The following is a 23,780-nucleotide window of genomic DNA, read 5'->3' as shown; positions in this document are numbered from 1 at the left end:
AAGGCGATCAGCTGTCCAGCAGGGCCTCTGTCTCGGCACGAAGCGTGAAGGCAAGCCGGTTCGTGTCGATATCGACATCATCAAGGGTGATGATCTCGTCGAGGCCGATATCACGTTTCAGAACCGCGCCATGCGACAGGCCAAGTGGCAGAAAACGGCCGGCGGTCGATTGCGGGGCCCGGCGAAGCCCGCCATAGACGGTTGCGCCGCCTTCACCGTCCAGCACGCTGCCGGACCGGAGCTGGCCCTTGGACACCGCGCAGACATCGCCAATGAAATGCGTTGGTGTGCCGGTGGCCTCACGCCGCGCCCCGACATGCGCGACCGACATGCCAAGCTCAAGCCCGATCAGATGAAATCTCTTGTACATGGCGCTGTAACGTCCCGAACTGTCGGTCACCAGACCATATTCCTCAAAGCAGTTCTTGATATAATCGGTGTCAGCCTCGACACAGACCCAGATCCCCTGCCTGATGTCATAGCCGACATGGCTGCCATCCTCGCGAAGCGATGAAATCACCTCGACCATGCCGGCAGATTCCAGCGCGCCGCCCTCGGTCCGTGGGCGCATCAGATCGGGGATCGACTGGACATCGCCTGCGGGAAAGGCAAGTCCGGCCGATGGAACAGACAGGCCGGTGGCATTGGCAATGGCCGCAGATTCAATCGCCGGTTTGGAGCCGTCGAGGAAGGAGTTGAACATTTTCGGGTTCAGACGGCCGCGTTCTGCCTGTTCGGCGGTCAGTCCCCAATAGTCCCAGACGGTTTCGGGTGTCGACAGGCGGTAATGCGGTTGCCATTTGTGACCCCGACCAGCCGCCATGACATGAAACCCACAGCATCGCGCCCAGTCGACAAGCTCCGCCGCGAGGGCCGGCTGGTCACCATAGGCAAGTGAATACAGAACGCCGGCGTCACGGGCCCGTTTGGCAAGGCCGGCCCCGCAATAGGAATCCGCCTCCACCGTCACATTCACGACATCCTTGCCATGATCAAAGCTGCTCACGATATGGTCCACCGCCGCGATCGGGTCGCCGGTCGATTCCACCATCACATCGATGAACGGGCTTGCGGCCAGCGATCCGGCATCCTCGGTCAGGAAAATGCCACCCGTCCTTGCCGCGTCCTCGGCGGATGCTGCCATCAGCGCGTCGGCGGGCCAGCCGATGAATTCAAGGTTTGATCGCGCCCGCGTAATGGACAGATCGGCGATGCCGACAATCTGCACGCCCGGAATCTTGCGTGCCTGAGCCAGGAACATGCTGCCGAACTTGCCGGCCCCAACCATACCAACGCGGATTGGCGTTCCGGAATCCCGAAGCTGAAGAAGTTTCTGATGAAGTGACATTTCGGCTCTCCTGCGGGCTGGGACGTGCCGGCAAGTCTAGCGCAGGCCGGCGTGCCGTTAAGCCCCAATTTCCTGATGACAGGAGCGTTTTTTGTTGGAATGTGGATGATTTTGTTATAAATCACCGGTTAGTCTGCGCGGTTGCAGACCGGTTTCCACGCTTTTCTTCTTAGAATTGAATGGCTTACCCAAATCCCAATTCACAGGAGAAAATAATGAGTGTTGGGACAGTGAAGTGGTTTAATACCACCAAAGGTTATGGTTTCATCGAAACAGAGGACCAGTCCTCGGACGTTTTTGTTCACATCACAGCCGTCCAGGCTGCTGGCCTGTCCGACCTTCAGGAAGGTCAGAAGGTCTCGTTTGAACTCGAGACCGGCAAAAACGGCAAGACATCGGCAACCAATCTGGTGCTTGCATAGCGTCTGACGCATGCGCAGGGTTGCCTGACCATTGGTCGGCAGCCCTGCTTTTTTTATCCCCTACATACATCCCCACCACATTCCGCATCCGTCCGGCAGCCCGCGTGAGCTGTGCGGGACTGATGCCATGTATTTGGTAAATCCGGGTTAAAATGTCCGGAACCAGTGAGGCTTGATGTGCTGGCAGCGGGAGTGGCGAAGAAGGGGAATTCAGGGCGGTCATAGCTGTGCGGTGACTTCCCGAATATGTGGTGCGACATCATTGGAGGTCTGGATGAATCCACAAGGGATGAATCCATAAGGAGACCCGGAATGGGAAAGCCACTTCATATCGCGACCATTGCCCTTGCCATGATCATTGCCACCATGATCCAGATACGGATGGCGCGCGCCGCCAGCGATATTGAATGCCAGCGAAAGAGTCATTCGCATATTGGCTTTGTTTCTCCGAAGGCCTTTGACGCCTGGTTTCCAAGGGCGATCTATTTTTATCACGACTCAGCCCGGTCAATCGAGCGTGGCAGGCTGAAATTCGGCAGGAAATCCGGATATGAGATCGATGGTGGCCAGCGGTACTGGCTGGCGTCACAGATTACCTGGGAGATGCTTCCCGATGGCAGGCTGTTCGGCTTCATAGAGCAGAAATCCGGCTATGTTCATGTTGAAGCTGTCCGATATATCTGTGACAGCACCGTTGATGAAATCCTGGCCAACCGTTGAGCTGGACTGATTCCGGACCGATTCCGGGCTGATATCACCGGCTGGCACAATGCGCCGCCGAAGAAGCTGTTGTGGTCACCGCCTCTGTCGACAGGATCAGTTCTGTTTGTAGCGCACCCCAAGAACCTCGCAGGCATCAGCCTTGCCGATCTGCTGTCGCTGGTCATCGATCATCCGGACCCAGATTTCATGGCCAAACCTGTTTGCCATCTTGCCGGTAATGACCTGCAGCACCTTTTCGCACTGCCCGGTGTCACCGGCCTCTATGCCGGCATCACCATCGCCGCATATGGCATCGGAATTCCGGATGACATTGCCATCGGCATCATGAACAAGGACGCTGACGGCCTCGATATTGCGTCTTGACTGGTTCTTGTGCTGCAGACGAAGCACGAAATAGGTTGCGACCCCGTCATCGTCATTGTCGAACACCACATCGATCGCGCAGGGCGTCCGGTCCTTGTCATGCGCCCATGACATCAAGGGCAGCGACGCCATGACGAGGAACAGGCAGACCGGGACCATAAAGCTGGATTTCACTGACATCACTTCACGCCCCTTCTGCTGTCCTGTCTGTCGGCATCTGCACAGTCACCCCTTACGATACGGTGTGGTTCGTGCCGGCGTCAAATGATGTTGCCGGGCCGCGGGAGACGCCGCTTTACAGGCGGCAAAACGCCCTGCTGACAATGTTTTTTCGCCCGTGCCACATTTTATCCCGGCCATCGCAGCAATTTCGCGCCTGAAGATTCCATGACCCCTGCATCAACCCTGTTTCAAGGAGATGCAGATGAAAACGACAAAGCTTGTGTCAGTGATGATCATGGCCGGCGCGCTGTTCGGTGCGGCCCAGGCCAGCGGTCAGGTGATTGACGAAACCCGTACCGGCTATGTAACGGGCGTTGAAACTGTCTGGACACAGCGCATTGTCCAGGAACCCGTCACCACACGATCCTGCGAGACAGTCCGGTCGCATTCGCGCCTTCAGGGAAATGTTGGTGATATGGTTGTGGGCGGCCTTGTCGGCTCGGCCATCGGCAACAAGCTCAGCGACAATCACGGCGCTGGCTCGCTTGGCGCGCTGTTCGGCGCGATGGCCGCAATGGACCGGACATCGGGCGCCCGCAAGGTCTGCCACGACCGGACAACCTATCACCAGACAACCGAGCAGGTCGCCGATCACTATGTGATCCATGTTCGCTCTGGCGGCCGCGACCTGACATTCCGGTCAAACCACCGGTATCGCGTGAACCAGAGTGTCAGACTCTCCGTTTCCTCGAATTATGGTCTCCTGCGCTGATGCCCGACGCGCCAGCGCCCTCGCAATTCCGACATCTGAAGAAGCAAAGAAGGATTTCACCAATGAAGCGTCTTTCCCTCCCCATGATCGTTCTCGGCGCCTTTACGGTTGCCGCCTGTCAGCAGACGGCCCTGACGTCGTCGACACCAACCGTCTCGGTCATTGATCGTGCCAACGAGATGCAGAACGTCCTGAATTTCGATTCCTGTTTCAGCAACGGGCTGGAACAGGACGCCCAGGCGGCTGCCACCGATGAGCGTGGCCAGTATCTTGCCAGCGCCGAAACCCTTGCCGGATGTGATTCCAAACTTCGTGATTCCGCCTCGCTTGTGCAAATCGAGACGCGGATGCAGGCCAAGGCAATCGCCGTTCAGAACTACATCAAGGGCGGCGATATTCAGGCCGCACGACTGGCCCTGATCGATTTCGAGACAAGCTTTGACGGGGCCGATCTGGTCTATGCCGACGGCAGTTCCTTTACCGACACGATGCGGGTTCTGCTGCACCGGTTCGATGACCGGGTCGGGTACAAGCTGGCGTCGCTGAACGCCCGCCGCAAGGTCAAGGACGAGGTGCGTCGCGCCTGGTACTGGCAGACCAACTGAACCGGCAGAAAGGATCAAACGCCATGAAACACCTTCATCAGATTGCGCCGCGTGCCAGATTTGCAGTCACCATCGCCACGGGGATGGCCCTGGTGATCTGGACGCCGGCCTTCGCCAAGAGCAATGCCGGCTGGCAACCCCAGATCAGCGAAAAGGTGCTGGTTCTGCCACAGAAACAGCTGGAACGAGCCATTCAACGGGACTTTGCCGCCTCACCGCTGGCAAGTGACATGATGGATATCGATCAGCAGATCGCCTCGGAAGTGACCAATATCCAGTCGTTGAATGACTCCCTTCATCTCTATGAAGGTGACGCCGCGATCGAAGCAAAACACCAGACCCTGGCGGCAAAGCGCGCCTATATCGGGCTGATGGGCGAACAGATTGGTCTGAAGCGCGCCAAGCTGAAGACCAAACTGCGGCTGTATCAGCATCTGACGCGCACCGCCAGGCGCAACGCCAGCAGCCTTGAGGACCAGCGCGAGATGACCGCCGCCATCGACGCGGCGCAGGAACGGGCAGGCAAGGTTGAAAGCGCCCTTCGCGAGGAGCTGTTCTATTCGAGCAATCTTCCGGAAAGCAAATTCGGCGAGGATTATGCAGCCAACAGACAGGCCATTGAGGCGCTTCGCAACGCCATTGCAAATCATCCGCTGAACCAGATGGATGCCGGTATCGACGCGCCGGCAAACAAGATCGAGGAGCTGCAGAGACTTGCCATGAATGTCGAGGCACAGCTGGCAATTCTCGACATGGAGGATGAAGTGCTTGGCCATATGGCAAAGCTGCTGTCACTCGACGCCATGGCGTTTGCCGAAGAGGTGGCCGAACGGGCCTATCTCGAAAATGGTGAAACACCCGACATCACCGAAGACTTCAGGTCGCCATCCGCCGGCGTGAAGCTGTTCGTGAATTTCTGATCGTCCAGACCCATACGAAGTCAAACAACGCATGTTAGAGGAGACCCGAACATGACCAGACACATCATCTGCACCTGCCTTGTCGCAACCGCCCTTCTGGCTGGTGCGCCGGCCTTTGCCGGATCGCTTGAAAATATGGAACGCGAGCGGTCGATTATGGTTTCACATCTGCTTGACCCCGACCTGAATGTGGCTCAGCGCGAGGAGAAAATCGCCTTTTCCAAACGTCGGCTTGCCGATCTGGAACGGATCGCCCTGAATGACAAATCGCTGAAATCATCGCGCAGCCCGCTGGTGATGAAGGTGTTCAAGAATTACGAGATGTCCTTTCTTGTCCATTCGGCCGCCGAATCCGGTCGGTCGATGTCCACGCAATGGCTCGAGGGCATTGGTCTGTCGACCAGCGATCTGATGAATGCGCGGTCGATCCCATGATGGCTCTGGCAATCAGATCCCCGCGCAGGCTGCTGGCCGGACGCCCCGCTGCGGCCGGTCGGCAGACGAGCCTGATCGGACTGGCGATGCAGTCACTCAGCCTGTTCCTCGGCCTCGTCGTTGTGGTCACCGCGATGGCCACCTTTGCCACCGGCATGTCGCCGTCGCAGATCCTTGACTGGGCGCTCGACATGCTTGGCGGCGGCTTTCTGCTGCTGTTGTCAGCGCTGGTGCTGACGGCCATGTTCAGCTGTGTCCAGCTGATCCACAGCGCGCATCACCCACAGCCCGATCTTGAACGCCAGAAATGGCTGCAGGCAGGCCTGCAATCATGCAACGGCATCGCCACCCTGGCGCTGACATTCACGCTTCTTGGAATCAGCCTCGGCATTGGCCAGCTGTCGCACAGCAGCCTGACACCCGACAGCATCGACAAGGTGATTGCCACGCTGACCGATGATTTCAGCATGGCGTTTCTGACCTCGGTGATCGGCCTGCCTCTTTCGGCCATTCTTCGCACTGTTCTGATCGTTCTGAACGCGTCACTGGCGTTGACCAGCCGCCCCTGCAGCGATCCGGATACCGGCGATATCGAGGACAGCCCCCCCGTTTCTTCTTCCTGAACAGGAGATCACAAGACATGCGTTACCTCATCTTCAACATTACCGTCCTGTCGGCACTTGGGTATCTTTTCATGGCCTCTCCCGACCAGTCCTTCACCAGCTGGCTAGGCAAGGCGCCGCAGATGTTCGACGCGGCGCGCACCGCCGGTCGTGACGCCGGCGCGGCCGGTGATCCATCGGAAACCGCGGGCACGGCCCTGCTGGAAGCGATGGAACCTGTCATCGAGGAGGTGCTGTCCCCGAAAGCGCACTCCGCCGCCGACCGGGCCGCCTCTGACCGGGCCGCCTCTGACCGGGTCGTCGCCGACCGGATTGTCGCCGACGGCCCGACAGCGGGACAGGTTGCATCAAGCCGGCCGGCCACCGAGCAGGGCGCTGCGGCTGTCGACAGCGACAATCAGCCGGTCACCATGCGCGACATCGAGACGATGATCCGGGCACTGCTCGAAACAAGGACAGAGCCGGCCGGCACGCCGGATGCCGTGAATGCCGCAAATCACCGGTCCCGGCAGGCACCGGATGATGGAGGTGACAAGGCATCTGTGGAAAATCGACCGGCCATTGTCGACGCACCGCCAAAGCCCGTCGCATCAGAACTGGCTGCGGCAGCGCCAGCCGTCAGCGTTCCCGAACCCGATGTCGATACCGTCGGTCAACCTGTGGTTGCTGGCAACGGGTCTGGAACCACCGCGCCCGCCATTTCCGAGGAGATGAGTGATGCCGACATCGCTGCCGCCTTCGCACAGCTTCAGCAGTCAGCCACCGAAGGTGACGTGGCGACAGCCGGGCCGGCGACACCCGAACAGCCGGGTCCGGCAGGTGATGTTGTCGCGGCACCTGCGACCCCGGCATATATGTCACCCGGACAGCGTGCCGACAGTCTGGCCCTGATGGTTGAAGAGCTGCAGCTGATGTATCTGGAACGGACCGGTGGCTGATCGACGCGATATCAGCATCCCGGTCAATCTGGGATTTCTGCTGGCCCTGGTGGTGGCGTCGGCCTTTGTTGCGGCGCCATCACCCGACCAGACTGTCGACATGGCATCCCCCCCGCCGCCAGCCCAGTCAGCCCAGGCAGCGCCAGCGTCCGAACCTCTGCCTGCCGCCCCACCGCCTGCCGCCATACCATTGCGGCTGGCAGCTGTTTCGATGCCGCCGGTTCCGGATATGCCGGAGGCCGAAGCTGCAGCACAACAGCCTGCGCCGGACGCATTGCCAGCCCCGAAACAAACCAAACCCGAGCCGTCCAAGGCGCTCCCCGGTGCCCAGAAGCCAGCCATCCAGAAGCCAGCCACCCCAAAGCAGATCATCCCAGAGCCGATGATCCCAAAGCCGATGATCCCAGAGCCCGTCATCCCGAAACAGGTGGCCCAGCTGACGCCGATGGCACCACGTCAGGATAATTCGCCCCGGCGGGCACCGGTCCAGCCGGACCCTCTCGATCCGCTGACACCCTCGCAGCATCGCCGGACAGACCCGGCACCACCTGTCCTGGCAGCGATGTCTGCGGCCCCGGCAAAGGTACCGGCGGCGGTGTCACAGGCCGAAATACCGGCTGCGCCCTCTACCGATATCGGTGCCGATCAATTGTCGGAAACGATGCCTGCCCTGCAGCCGATGACAGCCGCGGCGACAACCGACATGAAGGTGAATGTCAGCGACAGCGCGCAGGACGTCACGGCCCCTCAGGCGGCCGACTGGCAGGTGGCGGACAGATTGATGGAAACCGCGCCGCAAAGGCTGTCACTTGAATTTCTGTGGCCTGCCGACAGGCAAAGCCATGCCCGGATCTACGCGCATCTTACCAGCTGCCTTGGGGTGGAAACCGGTGTTGTCGATGCGGCGAACAGGGTGCATATGGGTTCCGGCGGCGGCAGGTCGTTCAACGCCGCCCTGCATTCCCCGTTCATGCGGATTGTCGAGCGACCGGTTGACCCGCGCGAGCGCAGCGACATCGAGCGGATCAGGGACCGCCGGCAAGTTGGCGTTGACGGGGGGCGGGCTGTGCGTGTGTTCAGACGCTCGCATGATATGTGGCTGCTGGCGGCACTGAACCGGGCCTTTGGCGGTCTGCCGCCGAATGGCCGGGTGACAGCCGAATATGAGCTTGACCAAGGCGGCCTGTATCTTGGCAAGCTGACACTTGACGGGCGACCTCATGAAGGCCGGATATCACTCGACCGTGACAGCTGCGTCTGATCGCCGGGCCGTTCATCCGGTATGTCGATGCTGGCTAAAGGAGCTATCTCAGGTCGGCATTTTCCGGTTGCCGCGCCACCACAACGCCGATCCCGCTTCCGGTCAGTCGGTTGATATTGGCCTGCTGCACGGAACCGGCAGGGGTCCGGATCAGGTTTTCGAACCATTGACGCCATCCGAAATCCGGCCTGTCGGACACCACGGCATAGAGCGAGAGGCTGTTATTGGCGACGGTAAAGGGCGGGGTCTGGAATCTGTCCCCGGGCTTCAGGTCGGCGCCGCTGCGAAATTCCACATTCGTCGCGTCATCCCCGGTCCGGCTTGTTACGGCAAGCCAGACCCGAACCTTGTCAGAATGGCCGTTCTCCACCGAAAGCCGGATCGGACAGCCGGCTGCGGGCAACATCGGGAATACGGCACCAACCTTCTGGGGTGTGGCCAGTGCCTCGTTGCAGGCATTCGGCGTGCCGGTGCCCGCGGTTCCGGCTGTTGCGGCCTGTTCGAGGCTGTCATCCGTGCTGATCGAGATGTCGAGCGCGTCGCCAAGCTTTTGGGATCGCCCGCCAAGATAGAACACCTCGAAGAAATAGAAGGCGTTGGTAACAACCCAGTTCTTGCGTGCCAGGTTGGTTCTGATTTCCATCAGCAACGCCCTGTGCTGGCCCGCCTGTTCAAAGGCAAGGGCGTTCTGAAGTGCCTGTACAGGAAGATGATAGGCAATCAGGCCAAGCATCAGCGCAAGAATGCTTCCCCCCAGGGCAAGGCCGCGCCAGCGCCGTGGTCCGGGCCGGGGGTGCGGCGTCTCGATACCCGGTGACGGGGCAATCTCGACGCCGATCTGTGTCAGGGCATCCGGGATCGTCGATGCGGTGATGACCGTCCACCCGTCGGGGACGAGATCGACAATCTGGTCTGCATTCGACGGGTGTAGAAGCACCATGATCTGCTCGCCATCATCCTCGAGTGTCTGCAAGGTGGCACGTGACTCGGTGAATTTCTGACGCATATGGTCGACAGGCTTGATGTCGAGGGCGGGGCTGACCTCGCCGCTTGCCCAGATTGTCCGTCCGCCCCGCTGTGCGGCACGCGCGCCGGAAAACATGTCCGCCGCCACAATGATATGGGCCAGAAAGATCCCGAACTGCCAGCTGTCGCCTTGTGTGACCGGGGCGTCGAGGTCGGTCCGGTAGGATCCTTCACCAAGATATTTCTCGATAACGCCGGTTGGCCGCCGGACAAACTGGTCATAGCCGCTGCTGACGGGAAGTGCCTCGAAACTGCCCTCAATACACAGGACCGATCGGATGTCGGGAGCTTCCCTGGTTATGGAGAGGATCTGGACGGCACCTCTGGTTGTCGGGATAAAAACCTTGAAAGGGTTCACCGGATAAAGAACTCCGTTTCCGGGTCGCGGAATGCCTGCACGATATCGTGTGACTGATCTAGCATGATTTGTGCGGTCCCATCCACGATTTCAGGCAATCTCACCAGCGCGAACTGTCCACTGCGGTCGGCAAACAGCATGGTGGGGCTTGCCCGGTCGGGCCCGGACGGCCCCGATACCGTGCCGCCATCCGGTGTGGCGTGAAATTTGACCTGAAGATAGAGGATGCCGTCATTTCGTGACGAGGGCGAAATGATCAGATCAAACATCTGGCCAGGCCGTGTGGCGGTGGTCCCGGTATCAATCGAAGCTGCGGCGGCCTGTTGGTCCTGCCGCGCCACTGCTGTCATGCCAAGAATGTCACGGAATTGCCGGCGCGCGCTGAAGTCGGCCGAAATGCGCGCCAGCAGGGGCCGGGCATCGCCCTCGAAGGTGCCGGTGACGAGCTGGTGCATGATCCGATAGGTGATCCGCGAGCCGGCGTCCCGGTCTGTATTCTGTGCAGTCGGCGTCGCAAGCGCGGTGTGTACCGCCTCTGCCGACAGCCGATTTGCGAGCCGGGCTTCGGCGGTATCGCGGTCGATCCGCGACGGGCTGGATGGGGATGATGGGGTCATGCTGCCGTCTCGTGAAGCTGGGTAAACTGGGTGCCGAAAATGGTCAGATCACCGGTAATCCGGGATGCCGGCGACGGGTCGGGGTGGCTCATTCTGGTCAGCATGGCGGCAAGTTTCAACAGCCTGTCGCCGCCGCATGCCAGCGCGTGTGATCTGTCCGCAGCCTTGGTGGGCGGTTCGCTCCGGTCGGTGCTGCGCAGACCCTGCCGCCGATAGGACTGGGCTGTGCGTTTCATCTTCTGGCGCGTGATGGAAATCGCGCTGTCCGACGGCAGTTGATCCATCGCGCCAAGCATCTGTATCGCAAGCCGCGTCACCGGGTCGTCATCCAAATCCTCATCCGGGGTTTGGCTGGCAAGCTGGCGCTGAAGATCGGCGGCAATGCTGGCCATTTCCTGTCTTGTATCTTCATCCGCCTGTTGCGACAGAAATTCAAAAATGGCGACATCGCCTTCCTCCCACAGGCGCAGATAGGCGGTTGTCGCGATATCCTCGGCGACTGTCCGAAGCGCCTGCCAGCCTGCCAGCAGATCGGCATATATGGCATCATCCATCGCTGTCATTTCGCGCTCGATGTCAGCTGGCTGAAGTGTCTTGTTCCGGCTGGCCTGAACAAGCCTGTTCTGCAGCGGGCCGAAGGCTGCCAGCCTGAGACAGGTCAGCACAAGATTGTGGCCGGTACGTCCCGCCATCGCCGGGATCGCGATCTGCGCAAGCTCGGTCTTGGTGAGGAACTTTATCTCATCACAGGGTGGGCGCTGCAGGTCGGCAAGCCAGTTTGCGGGGGTGGCTTCGTCACCGACAAGCTGACCGAGAGCGGCTGTGGCGCCGTCACTGTCATCGCCGGCGCCAACCGCAAGCTGCGACAGCCTGTCGAAATCCTCATCCTCATGGGCGATGCTCAATGACAGGTGGATATCAAATCCGTCCCCGCGTGACCGGATCAGACAGTCGCGAAATGTCAGCCATGCTCTGGCAGCCGTGCCGAACAGCCTGAATGACATTGTTTCATCAAGGCTCTTGTCGAGCCAGAAATCCAGGATCAGCTGGTCGTCTATATCTTCCGCGGCGAAAGCCGGTGCGCCGACTTCAGCCTCCAGATGTTCGGCAAGTATGCGCGCCAGATTGCGTTCCGCCGCCTGCGGAAGATGCTCTCCGAGAAAATGGTAGAGCCTGTTCGAAAGATCCTTGGTGACCGCTTTTCGCGCGGCGGCACCGGTGTCATCCGCCAGGGTGGCAAAGGCCTCGTTGATGCGGGTGAATCCAAGCGCCTCGACCAGGAATTCAAGACATGCCGTGGCAAGGGGAACCTGCTGGCTGCCGAGCTTGAAAACAGGGTCTTTCGTCCCCGGCTCGACAAATTCCAGCATACCGTCATTCACCTTCAGGGCCGGTGGCGGCGTGGCGGGGGACATCAGGATCCGCTGTGCCTGCCGGGCTGTCAGCGGCCGGTCGGTCACCAGCAGCTGATCAAGCCTGATCTCCATCATCGCCGCAGCCGACATCACATGCACGGTGCGGAACAGCAGCGGCCCGTATCCGCGGCTGGCAATTGTTGTGATCAGTTGTGTGACAATATCCGGCTGATAGGCGGGGTCGCCATTCAGCGCTGTCGCCTCGCCGACCGACCGCAGGCAGTTCAGGAAATATTCCGATGGCGGTGTGACGGTGAATTCCGACCAGCCACCCAGAATCTCGGTCGGATCTACCATGCCGCGCCGCCCTGGCTGGCCACAGGGCAGATGCCGCAGACCACGCCGACCGGGCGGCATTTCAACAATCGTGGCACTGCCTTTTCCATTCGCCCATAAACCCTGATAATCCGGTGCCGCCGCCATAGAAACTACCCCGATCATTGGTTTGCTTTCAACCAGTGACGAAAGGCGGTGCGATTTCCCTGCATGCTGGTGACAAGCTGTTCGGCCGGTCCGGTACCGCCGGTCAGCGCAGGCGGCGAGGGTGGATCGGCGGCAAGCGTTGCCCGGGCCGCGGCAAACCAGAAATCCGCTTCCTTCAGATGCTGCTGCCATGCGGCTGTCGCCGCCGGCACTGTGCCTGTCGATTGCCGATATGGGGCCTTGATATGGGTCTTGGCCTTGAAAGGGGTTTCGGCTGGCATTGATGGATTGTTTGCGGACGCAACTGCCCTGCCGGCACCGTCCCGGTCACTGATCACGCCGGCCCAGCCAGCTTCATAGGCCTGCGCGGCGGCAAGAACCTTGATGACATAGCCTCTGGTAACCGGGATGATTTTCGGCTCCGGACCGGCGGTGACCCGCGAGCCGCCATTATAATGCGACAGGGCCAGATCAATCCTGCCGTCATAGCGTGTGATAAGCTGGTCAAGGAAGGTCACGCCGGCCTTGATGTTGATTGCCGGGTCAAAAAGCTCTGTGCGGCTCAGCCCGAATACATCACGCCCCGTCTTCGGCATGATCTGCATGACGCCGATGGCCCCGGCAGAGCTGACGACGTGGGGCCGGAAGCCGGATTCAATCTTCGCAACGGCCAGCGCCACGCTTGGTGTGACATTGGCTGTCTTTCGGGCCTCCTGCACGACAAGCCGCATCAGGCTGTCCTTTGTGTGCAGCGATTGTGAAGGTGATGCTGCCTGTGCAGACAGCGTCAGTCCAAATGCCCCTGTGACGAGCAGGGCCGAAACCAGCAGATATCTCAGTAACAGTGAAATCATTGACCGGTCCTTTCCTGTGATGCGGCAAGCCGGGCCTGCCAGTCCGGTGTCAGTTCGGCAATTTCCAGGGTCAGACCCGGATGCTGGCGCTGGAAGCTGGTGAGGCTCGAGATTGGCATTCTGTCAGACACGGCAAGAATGACCGGCTGCTGCCGGTCGATGCTGGCCGGGTCGATCCGGGACAGCGTCGAGTCAAACAGACCGTCTTCGGTGTAGATGATCAACTGACGTTCCCGGTCATCGGTCGGTTTGGTGCTTTTGTCGGTGGTGATCTCCACCGTCGCGGCTGCGGTGGCCGTGCCGTCCGTCTGCGGTGCGTTCACCATCGCGAACAGCATCAGGATCATCAGGCTGAAAAAGGCCATGGCGAGGGCCAGAGCCACTTCGGCCAGGGGGTTTGCGCCATCATTGATCATTGGACTCTCCAGAAGCGTCTCTTTCTTCTGAAGACATGAAATTTTCAGGACTGTTTTTGGCTGATCCGGCCTGACGATCAGATGCCGGGCAGGGCGGTCAGTTGAATTTTACCGAGTTGCCGGTGCTGCCCTTGCGGTTGGCAATCGAAATGCGCCGAATATCGATGCGGTTGCCACTCATCACGAACTGCACATCCTCGCCGACATTCAATCCGATTTCCGCAAGCGACACCATGATCCATTCACCAAGCCGGTCAAGATCGGCGGTGGTGTGATAGCGAAGCCGCTGGCGCGGACCGGATGATTGCGAGCGGGTGATATCCACAAAGCCCGGAAATTCGTTGCGCATCAGATCCACCAGCTGGATCCGTTCATCCGCGCTGAGATCGATGAGTTCAACCTGAAGGATGGCAATCGCCCCGCCGTCACCGGCCAATGTGCCGCCCGGTTCCTGCAACAGAAACACAAGGCTTTCACCGAGCGTGTCGGCCATTCTTTCGACCTCGGCCTGCAGCGCCATCGCCTGGCAGTCGGCGGCACAGGGTGTTGGCGGCACAAGCGTGGTGTTTGGCACCGACCAGCTGGCGATGAGCTGCTGGCTTGCCGGCTCGTAGATTTCCGAACTCAGACGGATGTCATATCCGGGCGACCCGGCACCTGTTTCGGTGACTTCGAGATCAACCAGCACGATGATGGACTTGCCGATGATGGTCACGATGTCATTGCCGCGGGACATGATGTCGGATCGTGACACCACCGGGCCGATATTCAGCTTGTCGAGCAGCGGCGTCGGCGACGCCACCCTGTAGCCGGACCGGCTGAGGCGCGAGCCGACTGTCACCGCGGCTCTGGTCTGGACATCATTGTTCACCGTCGGGATGACGATAACCGTATCCTCGGCCTGCGCTCTGCCGATGCCGCCAATGGTCAGGCATAGCCATGCGGCAAGGCATATCAGGATGAGGTATGAAATCCGCATCGGTGGCCGCGCCGCACGGGCAGGGGTGGCAAGGCCGGTCACCATGCTGGCAGGGATTCGGGAGGTGGGATTTACTGAAGTCATGATATCACCCGTCACATAGCGGAGAGTAAATTCTTGTCGCGCGATCCTTCTGGATCCGGATGCTGTCATCCTTCACCAGAAGTCTGGATGTCGGCGAGGAGGCCAGGCCATAGGACACCATCAGCTGTTCCAGCCATTTCTGCATCCGCTGGCTGGTTGCCGTGCTGTCATAAAGATATATGGCGAAAGACGGATTGGGTGCCTTGACCAGTTCGATCGACACGAAGCCGGGAAATTCGGTCTCCATCGTGGCCAGAAGGCCGCGTCTTTCACAAAGGTCAAAGCCTTCCAGCGCCAGCCTGTATTGCGTCGTGCGACCGCCCCAGGGCTTTTTCGCGGCGGCGGACAGGACATACCCGTTCTGTTCGAGCTGGCGTGCCAGTGTGCGTGTCAGCGATGCTGCTGCGGCGGCAATGGCCATGTCATTTTCCGGCTCCAGGATCGGCAGGGTCGATGTTCTGGCCACCAGCTGGCCAAACTCGACATCGACCACCGAGGCGGCCGGTACCGGCAGGCTGTCAGGTCCGGCGGAGGTCAGCAGGTCGAATTCGACAGCCAGCAGTCTGCCCGGACGCTGCGCGGCAACCTGCCTGAGGACCTGCAGACGCTGCGAACGGTAATCGCCGGCTGCCGAGGCGTCGCCGGCGTTCTTTGGTGCCGGCATGAAATCAGGATCGATCGGCAGAACGCCGATATCCATGAATGCCGCGCCAGCCGCAAATTCAAGACGGGTCTGCAGGGATGCCAGATCAGCCTTGCCATCCGCCGCCGGGATGATCAGCAGGCTGTCGATGTCACTTGCTGCTGTCTGGGCGTGCGCGGCCGGGGCAAACCCGGCCAGCGGTGCCAGCGCCAGAATATATAGCAGCATCGCAACAGCCCTTGTTGTCGTCTTGTGCATGATCACGTCCCGCATTCTTTTTTGTACCCGTTCATTTCCATCGGCGCGGCATGTTTTTGTGTTATCGACAGCCGGCTCATATCCGGTAGATGAAATTTTCTGGCTGAATTTTGCATAGACCCTGAAAGTAACCGGCTTTGCCCCCAAACCAAAGCCAAGCTTGTTTAACAAATGGTGTTCTTGCTAATGTAGCTGATGGGGGACAATAGGAACATCGAACGTGGTGGATCATATGCGTTTCCAGAATATCTTCAGCTTCACTTCTGTCTCTGTCATCTCCGGATGGGTAAAAGCGGCACTGCTCTTTGGCGCCGTGACCATCGCCGGGCAGCAGGCGATGGCGCAATGCGTGACAGACCAGCCCTTTTACGGATCTGTCGAAACCGCCTATGAGGCGAAGAGCAATTTCAACAGCAAGCCCAAGGATGAAGACATCGCGGCGGCGCATGATCAGGCTGTTCAGAATGCCTGGCAAAGCTATGTGGGAAGCTGCATGGGCGCTGGCCGGATGCAGCAATATCTGGCCCAGCAGAATGACATTCTGCGCAACCTCGACACTTATCTGCTCAACAAGCAGGTTGCCCATGAGGTGGACAAGAAGGCAAAGACAATCATGGCCGAGGCGCTGTTGCTGGTGAACCAGCCGCTGATCGACGGCATGTTCACCAGTACATCGGGCGGCGGCGACGGCGATGGCGCCTATATGGTCTGGATTTTCGCGGCGAAGCAGGCGGTCTATACAAAGGAAAGCGACGTCACCACCTATGATGCGGACGTCTCCAAGCAAAGCAGTTCCAAATCCCTGAAGTCGGAAGAAACGGTCCTTGCCGAAGATGACACCACAACCGTTGAAACCACATTGAAGGAACAAAAGAGCAAATCGTCGAGCGGCGGTGAAACAACCCAGCGCGGCGCTGAACGCACGGCCGTGATCCGGGATTTCGATCTTGTTCCAACCCTGCAGTTCAATACCCAGTTCTCGGAAATCATGTCGCTCAACAATTATGAACCGACCGATTATCTGGATGTGCTGGACAGCTGTGGCGGCGAGGACCTCGAGGTCATCGAAGAAGAACTGGCCTTTGACGGCAGGATGAGCCGCGAGACACGTCGCGCGGTGATTACGGCTGTTCGCGACTGCGACGTCCAATATCTGGCCATCGGCACGATCGAGGTCAATCAGCCGAAAGTGTCGGTTGTCGACGGCTACACGGTGTCGGTATCGATCACCGGCGAGGTTCTGGATGTGTCGCGCCGGCTGCCGAAAAAGGTGGCCGCGATCGGCCCGGTTCTTGGACAGGCCGGTGGTGATGAAGACAACACCGCGGTTACAAATGCGCTGAAAATTGCCGGCGATCTTGCCGCCCAGGAAATTGTCAGCCGTCTCAACGCAAAGGGCGTCAACTAGACCCTCGGATCAGGAATCATCCGGCAGGGGCATCGCTCTGATGCCCCCCGCGGATATGATTATGGTGGAAATATCATGACTACAGCAAAAATGATGGCAGCCGGTCTGTTGTTCGGCCTTGTGGCCCTGGTCACCGGGTTTGTCTCGACGCCGGCCGAGGCGAGGGGCGGGGTTGAAATTGTCACCGTTCAGTCGCAGGGGCTTGGCATCTCGCAACGCGATGCCGTTCTTGACGGCGTCCGCGAGGCGGTGTCGATGGTCAATGGCATGGCCATTGCCTCGCAGACCGCGCTGGCCGAAATGACCACCGAGGTGACAACAGAAACCGATTCATCCTTTCTTGCCTCGTCAGCCTTCATGGAACAGATCAGCACCGCCACCAGCGGCATCGTGGAAAGCTACAACATCCTGTCCAGCGGCACAGATGCCGGCACAGGGCTGGTTACGGTCAATCTTTCGGTTCAGGTGGCGCGTTACCAGACGTCAAAACAGCTGGACAGGCTGCGGATGGCGCTGAGCGGTATCCTGATCGACAATGATGTTCAGGACCGGGCGGCGGCGGCGGAATTTGCCGAAGACCTGCAGGACGGGGTGATCGACTATCTGACCCAGACCCGCAGGTTCGCGATGATTGACCGGCAGCTGATGGCAGAAACACAGGCCGAGCTGAACTATGTTGCCACGGCCAATGTTCCGACGCGCGAGCTGGCCAGACTCGGCAATCGGGTCGGCACCGACTATCTGGTCGTGATCGAACTTCGCGATCTTGTGACAACGGTTACCGAACGTCAGATGGCAACCACCAACCGGGTCCGGCGCAAGACAGTCCTGACAAGCGAGGTTGGGGTGCGGATCATCGATGTGGCCACCTCGCAGATCAAATTTTCCGGAACGGTCGACACCAGCGCCACAACCGACTATCGCGATCTTGCCCGCAGCGCGGCGCGTGCGATTGGTCGCTATGTCCAGAATGCCATCTATCCGATCCGGATCGTGGCCATTGACGGCAACGTGCTGACGCTTGGTCAGGGTGGCAAGACGATCGACCAGGGCGAGCGTTACAGCCTGATCCGGCTTGGCGAGAGGATGTATGACCCCTATAGCAAGGAAAGCCTCGGCTACAAGGAAACCACCGTTGGCACGGTTGTCATCACAACGGTCAGAGCCAAACAGTCAAAGGCTGAAATTGAAACTTTCGACGGCGGCGATATGGCCTCGCTGACGGGCTATGAATATGTGGTCCGCCCGCTTGAACCGGCACCGGATGCCGATCTGAAGGCGGCGCGCGAACGTGTCAAGAAGGCCCGCGAACAGTCGCAGTCACTGAAGGACAAATTCGACAACTAGCTGGATGAGGCTGGCGGGATGAGGCTGGGCCGTATCTCGGCCACATGCCGGTCAATCGGTCGTGGCGTTGGTGGCGCTGCTGTCCGATACGGCCATATAGGCCGCAACGGCCTCTTCCATCACGGTTTCATATGTTGCCAGCAGATCCGGGTCCGTGACCTCGTCAAGCCGGTCAATCAACAGCTCGTCACGGGCAAAGCCGGCATCCAGATCACCTGCCTTCAGCGCACTGACAACCTCGCTCACAAGCATGTTGGGGTTGTCGGTATCCTCAAAAATCTCTCGATACCGTCTGGCGGCATGCTTGTATTCGGCGTCCGCAAACAATGCGCCGGCCACCGCCACCCGTGCCGCGACAATGTCGGACGGTGTGATCGTGACAGGCGCGCTGGTGACGCCCTGATCCGCAACCAGGCACAGCGTGACAGCGTAGTCTTCATCGGCAACGCGGCGGGTCAGGACTTTGGAGTCGACAATCTTGCCCCGCGAGCGCCAGGTCTTGAACATGCTGGTGGAAACCAGCTTGTCCGTCACCTGTCGTGTGAGCGCATCCTCGAACACGGTCTGTTCAGGTGTCAGCAGTCTGCTGCGGCAGTAGGGTTCGCCAATTCGTTCGGGCTTGATGCTGCCACGAACGGGAAAGGCGACAAGCGCATAGCGTGTTCCCTGCCGGGCGGCGAATTGTGAGGCCCGGCCACCAATGTCGCCAACAACGTCGCTGCCGTCGAAGATGTCCCGGAGCTTTTCGTCAGCCTGCCTGAAGTCCGACAGCAGCTGGATGCCCCTGTTGTCCTCGGCATTTGCGGTCGTGATTGTTGGCAGGGTGATGGCTGCAAGGGCCAGCCAGATACCGCCTATGCGGCCTGGCAAGCCTCGGCACCGGAATGCCGAGGTTTCCATTTGGGTGGGCATTGATCAGAAATCTTCCTTGTCTGATACCTGACCGGTCGGGCCTTGGGGATTGATGCTGCCGGCGTTCATACCGCCCTCGATCTGCAACGCCCGCGAGGTGCTTTTTGCGGGTGCGGCGCTACCCTGCTGCGACTCCATCTTGTCAAGCTTGCCTGCCGCAGCGGCATTTTCACGGCCGGCCTGACGCGCCTGGGCCGTGGCCGACTGCGAAAAGACGGCGACACTGAACTGCCAGTAGCCATCATCCGATTTGAAAGACCGTGTGCGCACACCGGGCGGCACCTTGCCGGCGCTGACGGTTGAATAGGCCTGGCTGTCGGTCAGGACGTTCAGGAAGACATTGCGTTCATTGTCCAGAACCTGCGGGTCGCCGACATTGCCGTCTTCATCGACCGGGATCTCGAACTGCTCGCTGCCTTCAATCTGGGATTCGTCAAATCCGCCTTCCCAATAGAGATTGTCACCTTGCAGAAACTGGACCAGCGCGTTGCGCGCCCGTGTCTCGGCATTGTTCTGGGCCGCCTTCGCCAGACGTTTGGCGACGTTCTTGTTCTTGTTGGTTCTGATAATGGACGAACCGAATCCGACCACAACCTGCTCACCTGTATCAGGGGCGGTGATCAGGCGTGCGCCCATTGGCGGGGTCGCGAATTTGGCGATCTCGACCATCAGGCTCTGGAAGGCGGCATTCGGATCACCGGTCTGGATCACCGCTTCGCCAAGGCGGGAAAAGGCGGACCGGGTCTTGGTGCTGGACGCAACCGAAATCGAGACTTCCTGTTCATTGACATTGTCGTCGACATCGAACACGACAAACGCCGCCAGAAGCCCGGAGATGGTCTCCTTGCACACTTCCGAGGTTTCGGTCAGCGTATTGGCGGCGGATTCGACGCCTGTCTGAAGGTCGACAAGATCGTCAGTGACAGCGCCCTCGCACTTGTTCCGGACACCTTCGAAATTGACCAGAAGCTGGCGTTTGGCTTCCTGATAGGCACGGAAATAGGCGCCGCGCTTGGACAGCAATGTCGCATTGAGATTTTGATAGGTGTTGTAGCCGACCGATGCGCGCGCGATCGTGCCAAGGCCGGTTTTGGTGCTGACCAGCAACACCCCGTCACCATCCTCCGCCAGCAACCCGTTGGCGGCGTTCAAGCCGTCCTGCATGGTTTCGGCATGGACGGTCTCGCCCACCTCGACATTGCCTTCAACAACGTCACTGCCACCCTGCACAGGCGCCAGAAAGCTGTCGAGATCGAGGTTCTGGGCCATCGCATGACCACTGCCAAACACCAGCGTGGCAACCACCGCTGCCATGCGCAAGCCGAGGGTTCCTGTTGGTTTCGCAACACGCTTCATCATCTTTCGACCATCCCTGTCTCTGTCTTCACACTCTTTAATTTACGACTCAATTGTTCTTGATATCCAGTGTCTTCCCGCCATTTGGTCGATGCGAAAACGCAAAACACTTTTCTGTTCCTGAGACACAAAACACCACGATGCTCTGTTACCATGAAAAATCCAGGACAGTTTTTTGCATTGAGGTTTGCCTATGTCTCCGAGACCATTTTTGTTTGTTGCGGTTGTTGTCATGCTTGTTGGGCTGGTCGCGCCCGTCGAGGCCAACCTGTTCAAGGATCTTAAGAAAGCCCTCGGTGATGTCGAGAAAAGTCTGGGGTCAAAGGGCAACGGCAATGGCAATGGCAACACCAACAATTCTACGCAAGGGTCAGGCGGGTCTGTTTCCGGATCATCATCCGGATCCGCATCGGCGGCGGCCTCGCAGCCTGACGATTTCGGCGACAGTGACTCCTTCATCAAGACCATCTGCGAGCCCATTCCAACCTCCAGCATCTACAAGAAGCTTGCCAAGCCCGACTTTGCGACCGTCGAAAAGGATTTTGGCCGGTCTGCGGACCAGCTTGATATCGCGTTCCGGAAGTTCAAGCCCATCTCGCATCCCTATCTGATCAATTTCGACGTGTACAAAACCGGCTTTTCCAGTGTCGAGGTCGAGGAGCTGTTTGCAAACTTCCTGCGCCGCCCGAATGCCAAGGATCTTGCCATCATGGTGGCGACGGCAAATGCAAATTCCTTCGATGCCAAGAAAAAGGTCTGGGCCGCCGATGCCAGATTTGCCTATGGGCTGGTCCACAGTTTCTTCCCTGACGCCGGCGGCAAGGAATCGCGCGGTGAGCAGTTGATCAAGGATGCCGCGAAATCAAACCAGTTCGCGGCGCGTTATGTCGAGGGGTTGCGCTGGTACAAGGGCTATGGTCGGCAGGTCAATCTCAAGAATGCGGTGTCCTGGATGCGGCCGGGCTATGAAGAGGCCCAGAACATGCCGGGCGATCTGGCCCATATCATCGAAGACACTTTCATGCGCCTGGTCGTCGAGCCGGGTTATGAAAACCGCGATCTCTATATCGGGCTGATAGAAGAGGCACAAAAGAACCGCGCGGCTCTCGAAGAGCAGATGAGGGCCAATTCCGGCAATTCGGCAGTCACCCAGTCGCTGCGACCGCAGGTCATGGAACTGACCAGAATGCGGGGCGAATTGCTGATTGATCTGGCGACGCTTGGTCAGGTCGGGGCCGATGTCGAGAAATACAAGGCGGATTACAACATGCTGGTCAGCCAGTCGGACCCGTCTGTGGCCACGGTGAACGAACTGATCGTCAAGACGCAGGCCTTTGACGATTTCCTGAAACAAAAGCAGAGCAATTTTGCGACCCTCGAGGCTGGGGGACAGGAAAGGCTTCAGGGAATCTATCAGCGAACCGAGGCCTATGTGATCAAGGCGCGGACAATTGGCGCGACATTCGCCTTTTCCTTCATGATGGGGGGCAGTGGGGCCGGGGATCTGCTTGATGAAGAATCGATCGCCCTGTTCAAGGAGGTCGCGCAGTCGCGGCCATATGCCTGCGAGCTGAGACGTTCCATTCTTGCCTATGCAAAGCAGGTGAATGCAAAGCTGGAATCAAAGCCGGTTGCGTTCAATGAAAATGTGCTTCCGACCCGTACAGGCAAGAAAAAGCGGCGTTAGGAGCCGATCAATCTGGCCCTGACCCCGCCTGGCGCGCAATGCGCAGGGCAAGGGGGTCAGGCGCCAAAGGCCCGTGGCAGCAGAGCCGCGACATCATCGCATTCGCCGCTCATGATATCCCAGTCCTCGCTCAGCGCTTCCAGATAATAGGCTTCATCCGCCTTCTGCTGTATCGACAGCCCATCATAGAGCTGGCCGCGCATATCTTCATTCAGGATGGCGTCAAAGGCACGATCCAGCAGCGTTTCGTGAAGCAGATAGATGCGGCTTCGCCGATCCATCTGGAACTCGCGCTCTGCATATTCCAGAAACGCCCATTGGCCGAAGAATTGCTGTGTGAAGATCGGGCGCCCGCCATCTATCTCGAAAATCTGGATCTCGATGCGCGCGCCAAGCGTCACTTCAACCTGATTGAAATCCACCAGCGATTCATTCTGCAGGCTCTTCAGCTGGCCAACTTTCATGCGCCCCTGCAATTCAACGTCGGCTTCCTGGAATTCCCATCCATGATTGACCAGACGAATGCCGATCTGCGCATCGGCAAGCGGAAGGCGGGTGTTCAGCGCCGAGCTGCCGGTCGCGGTGGCGATTGTCATTTCACGGCGCATGCGCCGGTTCACCGCGCTTGTCTTCCTGTAAGGCACCACCGGCACCTTCAGCTTTTCGGAAAAGGCGGTGGTGACAACAAGCGCCATTGTCTCTCCATAGGCCTCGATATCGAGCCCGATCAGATCAGCCGCCACCGCGGCAAACTCGGTATTGACCGTCTCGATATACTGGAAATTCTTGCCCCGGTATTTGACGTCATATTCGTAATTCAGCGCGATGTCGGTCATGAAGCGGGCGATGCTGCCGCTGTTGTTCTTGTTGGCCAGAAGGTCGAAGAACAGCTTTGGCAGCGCGTCATCGCCGGCCTTTCCGGCAAGGGCCGTGAAATAGCGGCCCCGCACGGCAAAGGTCGCAATCACCCGGTTGTCAACGATATCAAAGACAATATTGTAGCCGGTCAGGCGCAGATTGAAGGCTGTGGCGTCTTCGGATGGTCTGTAGCCGCTCTGCAATACGGTTTCGCGGGACAGGCCGAACACCATGCCGTATCGCGTTGTGGTCTTGTCCATGCCGGCCCTGAGGTCAATCCCGGCGGATGACCAGTCGGCCCCGCGAATGGCCTCAAGCAGCGCCCTGTTGACAGTCTGGCCTGTGGGGCTGGTATTGGCTGTCATTGCCAGCGCGGCCTTTGTATGCGGCGTCCGGTTGGTCTCCTCATCCAGCAGATAGGCGCCGCCCCATGTTACCGTACCGGGAATTGCCGCGTTGGCGGATGTTACAAACGGCAGATGACGGTTGATGCCATAGAGGCCGCCCGTGGCGGTGGCGAGGCCAAGAAATGTACGACGCTTCATGGCGACAGACTCCGGCTTGCAA

The 23,780-nt window shown here is 59.3% G+C and carries 24 protein-coding genes; 12 read left to right on the top strand and 12 right to left on the bottom strand.

Features of this window, described 5'->3' with window-relative positions; translation table 11 throughout:
- Positions 1–7: 7 nt before the first annotated feature.
- Positions 8–1,348 (bottom strand): NAD(P)H-dependent oxidoreductase, encoded by a 1,341-nt coding sequence (locus tag AB3X55_08315; protein ID MEX0503585.1) that lies wholly within the window; start codon positions 1,346–1,348, stop codon positions 8–10.
- Positions 1,349–1,563: 215 nt separating this feature from the next.
- On the opposite strand from AB3X55_08315, the gene AB3X55_08310 reads away from it, so the two are divergent.
- Positions 1,564–1,770 carry a cold-shock protein gene (locus AB3X55_08310; protein MEX0503584.1) on the top strand — a complete coding sequence of 69 codons (207 nt, stop codon included), beginning with the start codon at positions 1,564–1,566 and terminating at the stop codon, positions 1,768–1,770.
- A gap of 312 nt (positions 1,771–2,082) precedes the next feature.
- A complete protein-coding gene (locus AB3X55_08305) occupies positions 2,083–2,490 on the top strand; it encodes a hypothetical protein (protein MEX0503583.1) in 408 nt (135 codons plus the stop codon).
- 96 nt (positions 2,491–2,586) lie between these two features.
- Here AB3X55_08305 and AB3X55_08300 read toward each other — a convergent pair whose 3' ends face one another.
- The gene (locus AB3X55_08300; protein ID MEX0503582.1) at positions 2,587–3,036 is read right to left on the bottom strand and encodes a hypothetical protein; all 450 of its coding nucleotides are present in this window, start codon (positions 3,034–3,036) and stop codon (positions 2,587–2,589) included.
- A gap of 244 nt (positions 3,037–3,280) precedes the next feature.
- Here AB3X55_08300 and AB3X55_08295 point away from each other — a divergent pair, with 244 nt between their 5' ends.
- The 7 genes from AB3X55_08295 (at position 3,281) to AB3X55_08265 (ending at position 8,572) form a co-directional block, all read left to right on the top strand.
- On the top strand, positions 3,281–3,790 hold the full coding sequence (locus tag AB3X55_08295) for a hypothetical protein (protein ID MEX0503581.1): 510 nt from the start codon (positions 3,281–3,283) through the stop codon (positions 3,788–3,790).
- Positions 3,791–3,852: 62 nt separating this feature from the next.
- A complete protein-coding gene (locus tag AB3X55_08290) occupies positions 3,853–4,395 on the top strand; it encodes a hypothetical protein (protein ID MEX0503580.1) in 543 nt (180 codons plus the stop codon).
- 23 nt (positions 4,396–4,418) lie between these two features.
- Positions 4,419–5,315 (top strand): hypothetical protein, encoded by an 897-nt coding sequence (locus AB3X55_08285; protein ID MEX0503579.1) that lies wholly within the window; start codon positions 4,419–4,421, stop codon positions 5,313–5,315.
- 51 nt (positions 5,316–5,366) lie between these two features.
- A complete protein-coding gene (locus AB3X55_08280) occupies positions 5,367–5,750 on the top strand; it encodes a hypothetical protein (GenBank protein ID MEX0503578.1) in 384 nt (127 codons plus the stop codon).
- Positions 5,747–6,373, top strand: coding sequence for a hypothetical protein (locus AB3X55_08275; protein MEX0503577.1), 627 nt, complete (start codon positions 5,747–5,749; stop codon positions 6,371–6,373). The genes AB3X55_08280 and AB3X55_08275 overlap by 4 nt, the downstream gene beginning before the upstream one ends.
- Positions 6,374–6,390: 17 nt before the next feature.
- The gene (locus tag AB3X55_08270; protein ID MEX0503576.1) at positions 6,391–7,311 is read left to right on the top strand and encodes a hypothetical protein; all 921 of its coding nucleotides are present in this window, start codon (positions 6,391–6,393) and stop codon (positions 7,309–7,311) included.
- Positions 7,304–8,572: a hypothetical protein gene (locus tag AB3X55_08265; GenBank protein ID MEX0503575.1), complete on the top strand. Its 1,269-nt coding sequence runs from the start codon at positions 7,304–7,306 to the stop codon at positions 8,570–8,572. Before AB3X55_08270 ends, AB3X55_08265 begins: the two co-directional genes overlap by 8 nt.
- Before the next feature lie 43 nt (positions 8,573–8,615).
- Here the strand turns inward: AB3X55_08265 and AB3X55_08260 are convergent, their stop codons facing one another.
- The 7 genes from AB3X55_08260 to AB3X55_08230 all read right to left on the bottom strand — a co-directional run bounded on the left by AB3X55_08260 (position 8,616) and on the right by AB3X55_08230 (position 15,645).
- Entirely contained in the window at positions 8,616–9,956 is a 1,341-nt protein-coding gene (locus AB3X55_08260) for a hypothetical protein (GenBank protein MEX0503574.1), read from the bottom strand.
- The gene (locus AB3X55_08255) at positions 9,953–10,573 is read right to left on the bottom strand and encodes a hypothetical protein (GenBank protein MEX0503573.1); all 621 of its coding nucleotides are present in this window, start codon (positions 10,571–10,573) and stop codon (positions 9,953–9,955) included. The genes AB3X55_08260 and AB3X55_08255 overlap by 4 nt, the downstream gene beginning before the upstream one ends.
- On the bottom strand, positions 10,570–12,429 hold the full coding sequence (locus tag AB3X55_08250; protein MEX0503572.1) for a hypothetical protein: 1,860 nt from the start codon (positions 12,427–12,429) through the stop codon (positions 10,570–10,572). Before AB3X55_08250 ends, AB3X55_08255 begins: the two co-directional genes overlap by 4 nt.
- Positions 12,426–13,265, bottom strand: a complete 840-nt coding sequence (locus tag AB3X55_08245; protein ID MEX0503571.1) for a lytic transglycosylase domain-containing protein — start codon at positions 13,263–13,265, stop codon at positions 12,426–12,428. Before AB3X55_08245 ends, AB3X55_08250 begins: the two co-directional genes overlap by 4 nt.
- Entirely contained in the window at positions 13,262–13,681 is a 420-nt protein-coding gene (locus tag AB3X55_08240) for a hypothetical protein (protein MEX0503570.1), read from the bottom strand. The genes AB3X55_08245 and AB3X55_08240 overlap by 4 nt, the downstream gene beginning before the upstream one ends.
- A 97-nt stretch (positions 13,682–13,778) precedes the next feature.
- A complete protein-coding gene (locus tag AB3X55_08235) occupies positions 13,779–14,744 on the bottom strand; it encodes a hypothetical protein (GenBank protein ID MEX0503569.1) in 966 nt (321 codons plus the stop codon).
- Positions 14,745–14,748: 4 nt separating this feature from the next.
- Entirely contained in the window at positions 14,749–15,645 is an 897-nt protein-coding gene (locus tag AB3X55_08230) for a hypothetical protein (GenBank protein ID MEX0503568.1), read from the bottom strand.
- Between the two features lie 232 nt (positions 15,646–15,877).
- On the opposite strand from AB3X55_08230, the gene AB3X55_08225 reads away from it, so the two are divergent.
- Together AB3X55_08225 and AB3X55_08220 are read left to right on the top strand one after the other, a co-directional pair.
- Positions 15,878–17,053: a hypothetical protein gene (locus AB3X55_08225; protein ID MEX0503567.1), complete on the top strand. Its 1,176-nt coding sequence runs from the start codon at positions 15,878–15,880 to the stop codon at positions 17,051–17,053.
- Between the two features lie 75 nt (positions 17,054–17,128).
- Positions 17,129–18,400, top strand: a complete 1,272-nt coding sequence (locus tag AB3X55_08220; GenBank protein ID MEX0503566.1) for a hypothetical protein — start codon at positions 17,129–17,131, stop codon at positions 18,398–18,400.
- A gap of 51 nt (positions 18,401–18,451) precedes the next feature.
- Here AB3X55_08220 and AB3X55_08215 read toward each other — a convergent pair whose 3' ends face one another.
- Both AB3X55_08215 and AB3X55_08210 read right to left on the bottom strand, forming a co-directional pair.
- Positions 18,452–19,270, bottom strand: coding sequence for a hypothetical protein (locus AB3X55_08215; protein MEX0503565.1), 819 nt, complete (start codon positions 19,268–19,270; stop codon positions 18,452–18,454).
- A 45-nt stretch (positions 19,271–19,315) separates the two neighbouring features.
- Positions 19,316–20,671: a hypothetical protein gene (locus AB3X55_08210; protein ID MEX0503564.1), complete on the bottom strand. Its 1,356-nt coding sequence runs from the start codon at positions 20,669–20,671 to the stop codon at positions 19,316–19,318.
- A 229-nt stretch (positions 20,672–20,900) separates the two neighbouring features.
- Between AB3X55_08210 and AB3X55_08205 the strand changes: the two genes are divergently transcribed.
- Positions 20,901–22,355 carry a hypothetical protein gene (locus AB3X55_08205; GenBank protein MEX0503563.1) on the top strand — a complete coding sequence of 485 codons (1,455 nt, stop codon included), beginning with the start codon at positions 20,901–20,903 and terminating at the stop codon, positions 22,353–22,355.
- A gap of 56 nt (positions 22,356–22,411) precedes the next feature.
- Here the strand turns inward: AB3X55_08205 and AB3X55_08200 are convergent, their stop codons facing one another.
- Complete coding sequence (locus AB3X55_08200; GenBank protein MEX0503562.1) at positions 22,412–23,758, bottom strand: hypothetical protein; 1,347 nt, start codon at positions 23,756–23,758, stop codon at positions 22,412–22,414.
- Positions 23,759–23,780 lie beyond the last annotated feature (22 nt).

The sequence above is a fragment of the Alphaproteobacteria bacterium LSUCC0719 genome (genome assembly GCA_040839025.1).
Classification (GTDB): Bacteria; Pseudomonadota; Alphaproteobacteria; order Puniceispirillales; family Puniceispirillaceae; genus UBA8309.
The sequence above is the reverse complement of the archived record's forward strand: the minus strand, read 5'-3'. Positions and strand labels throughout refer to the sequence as shown.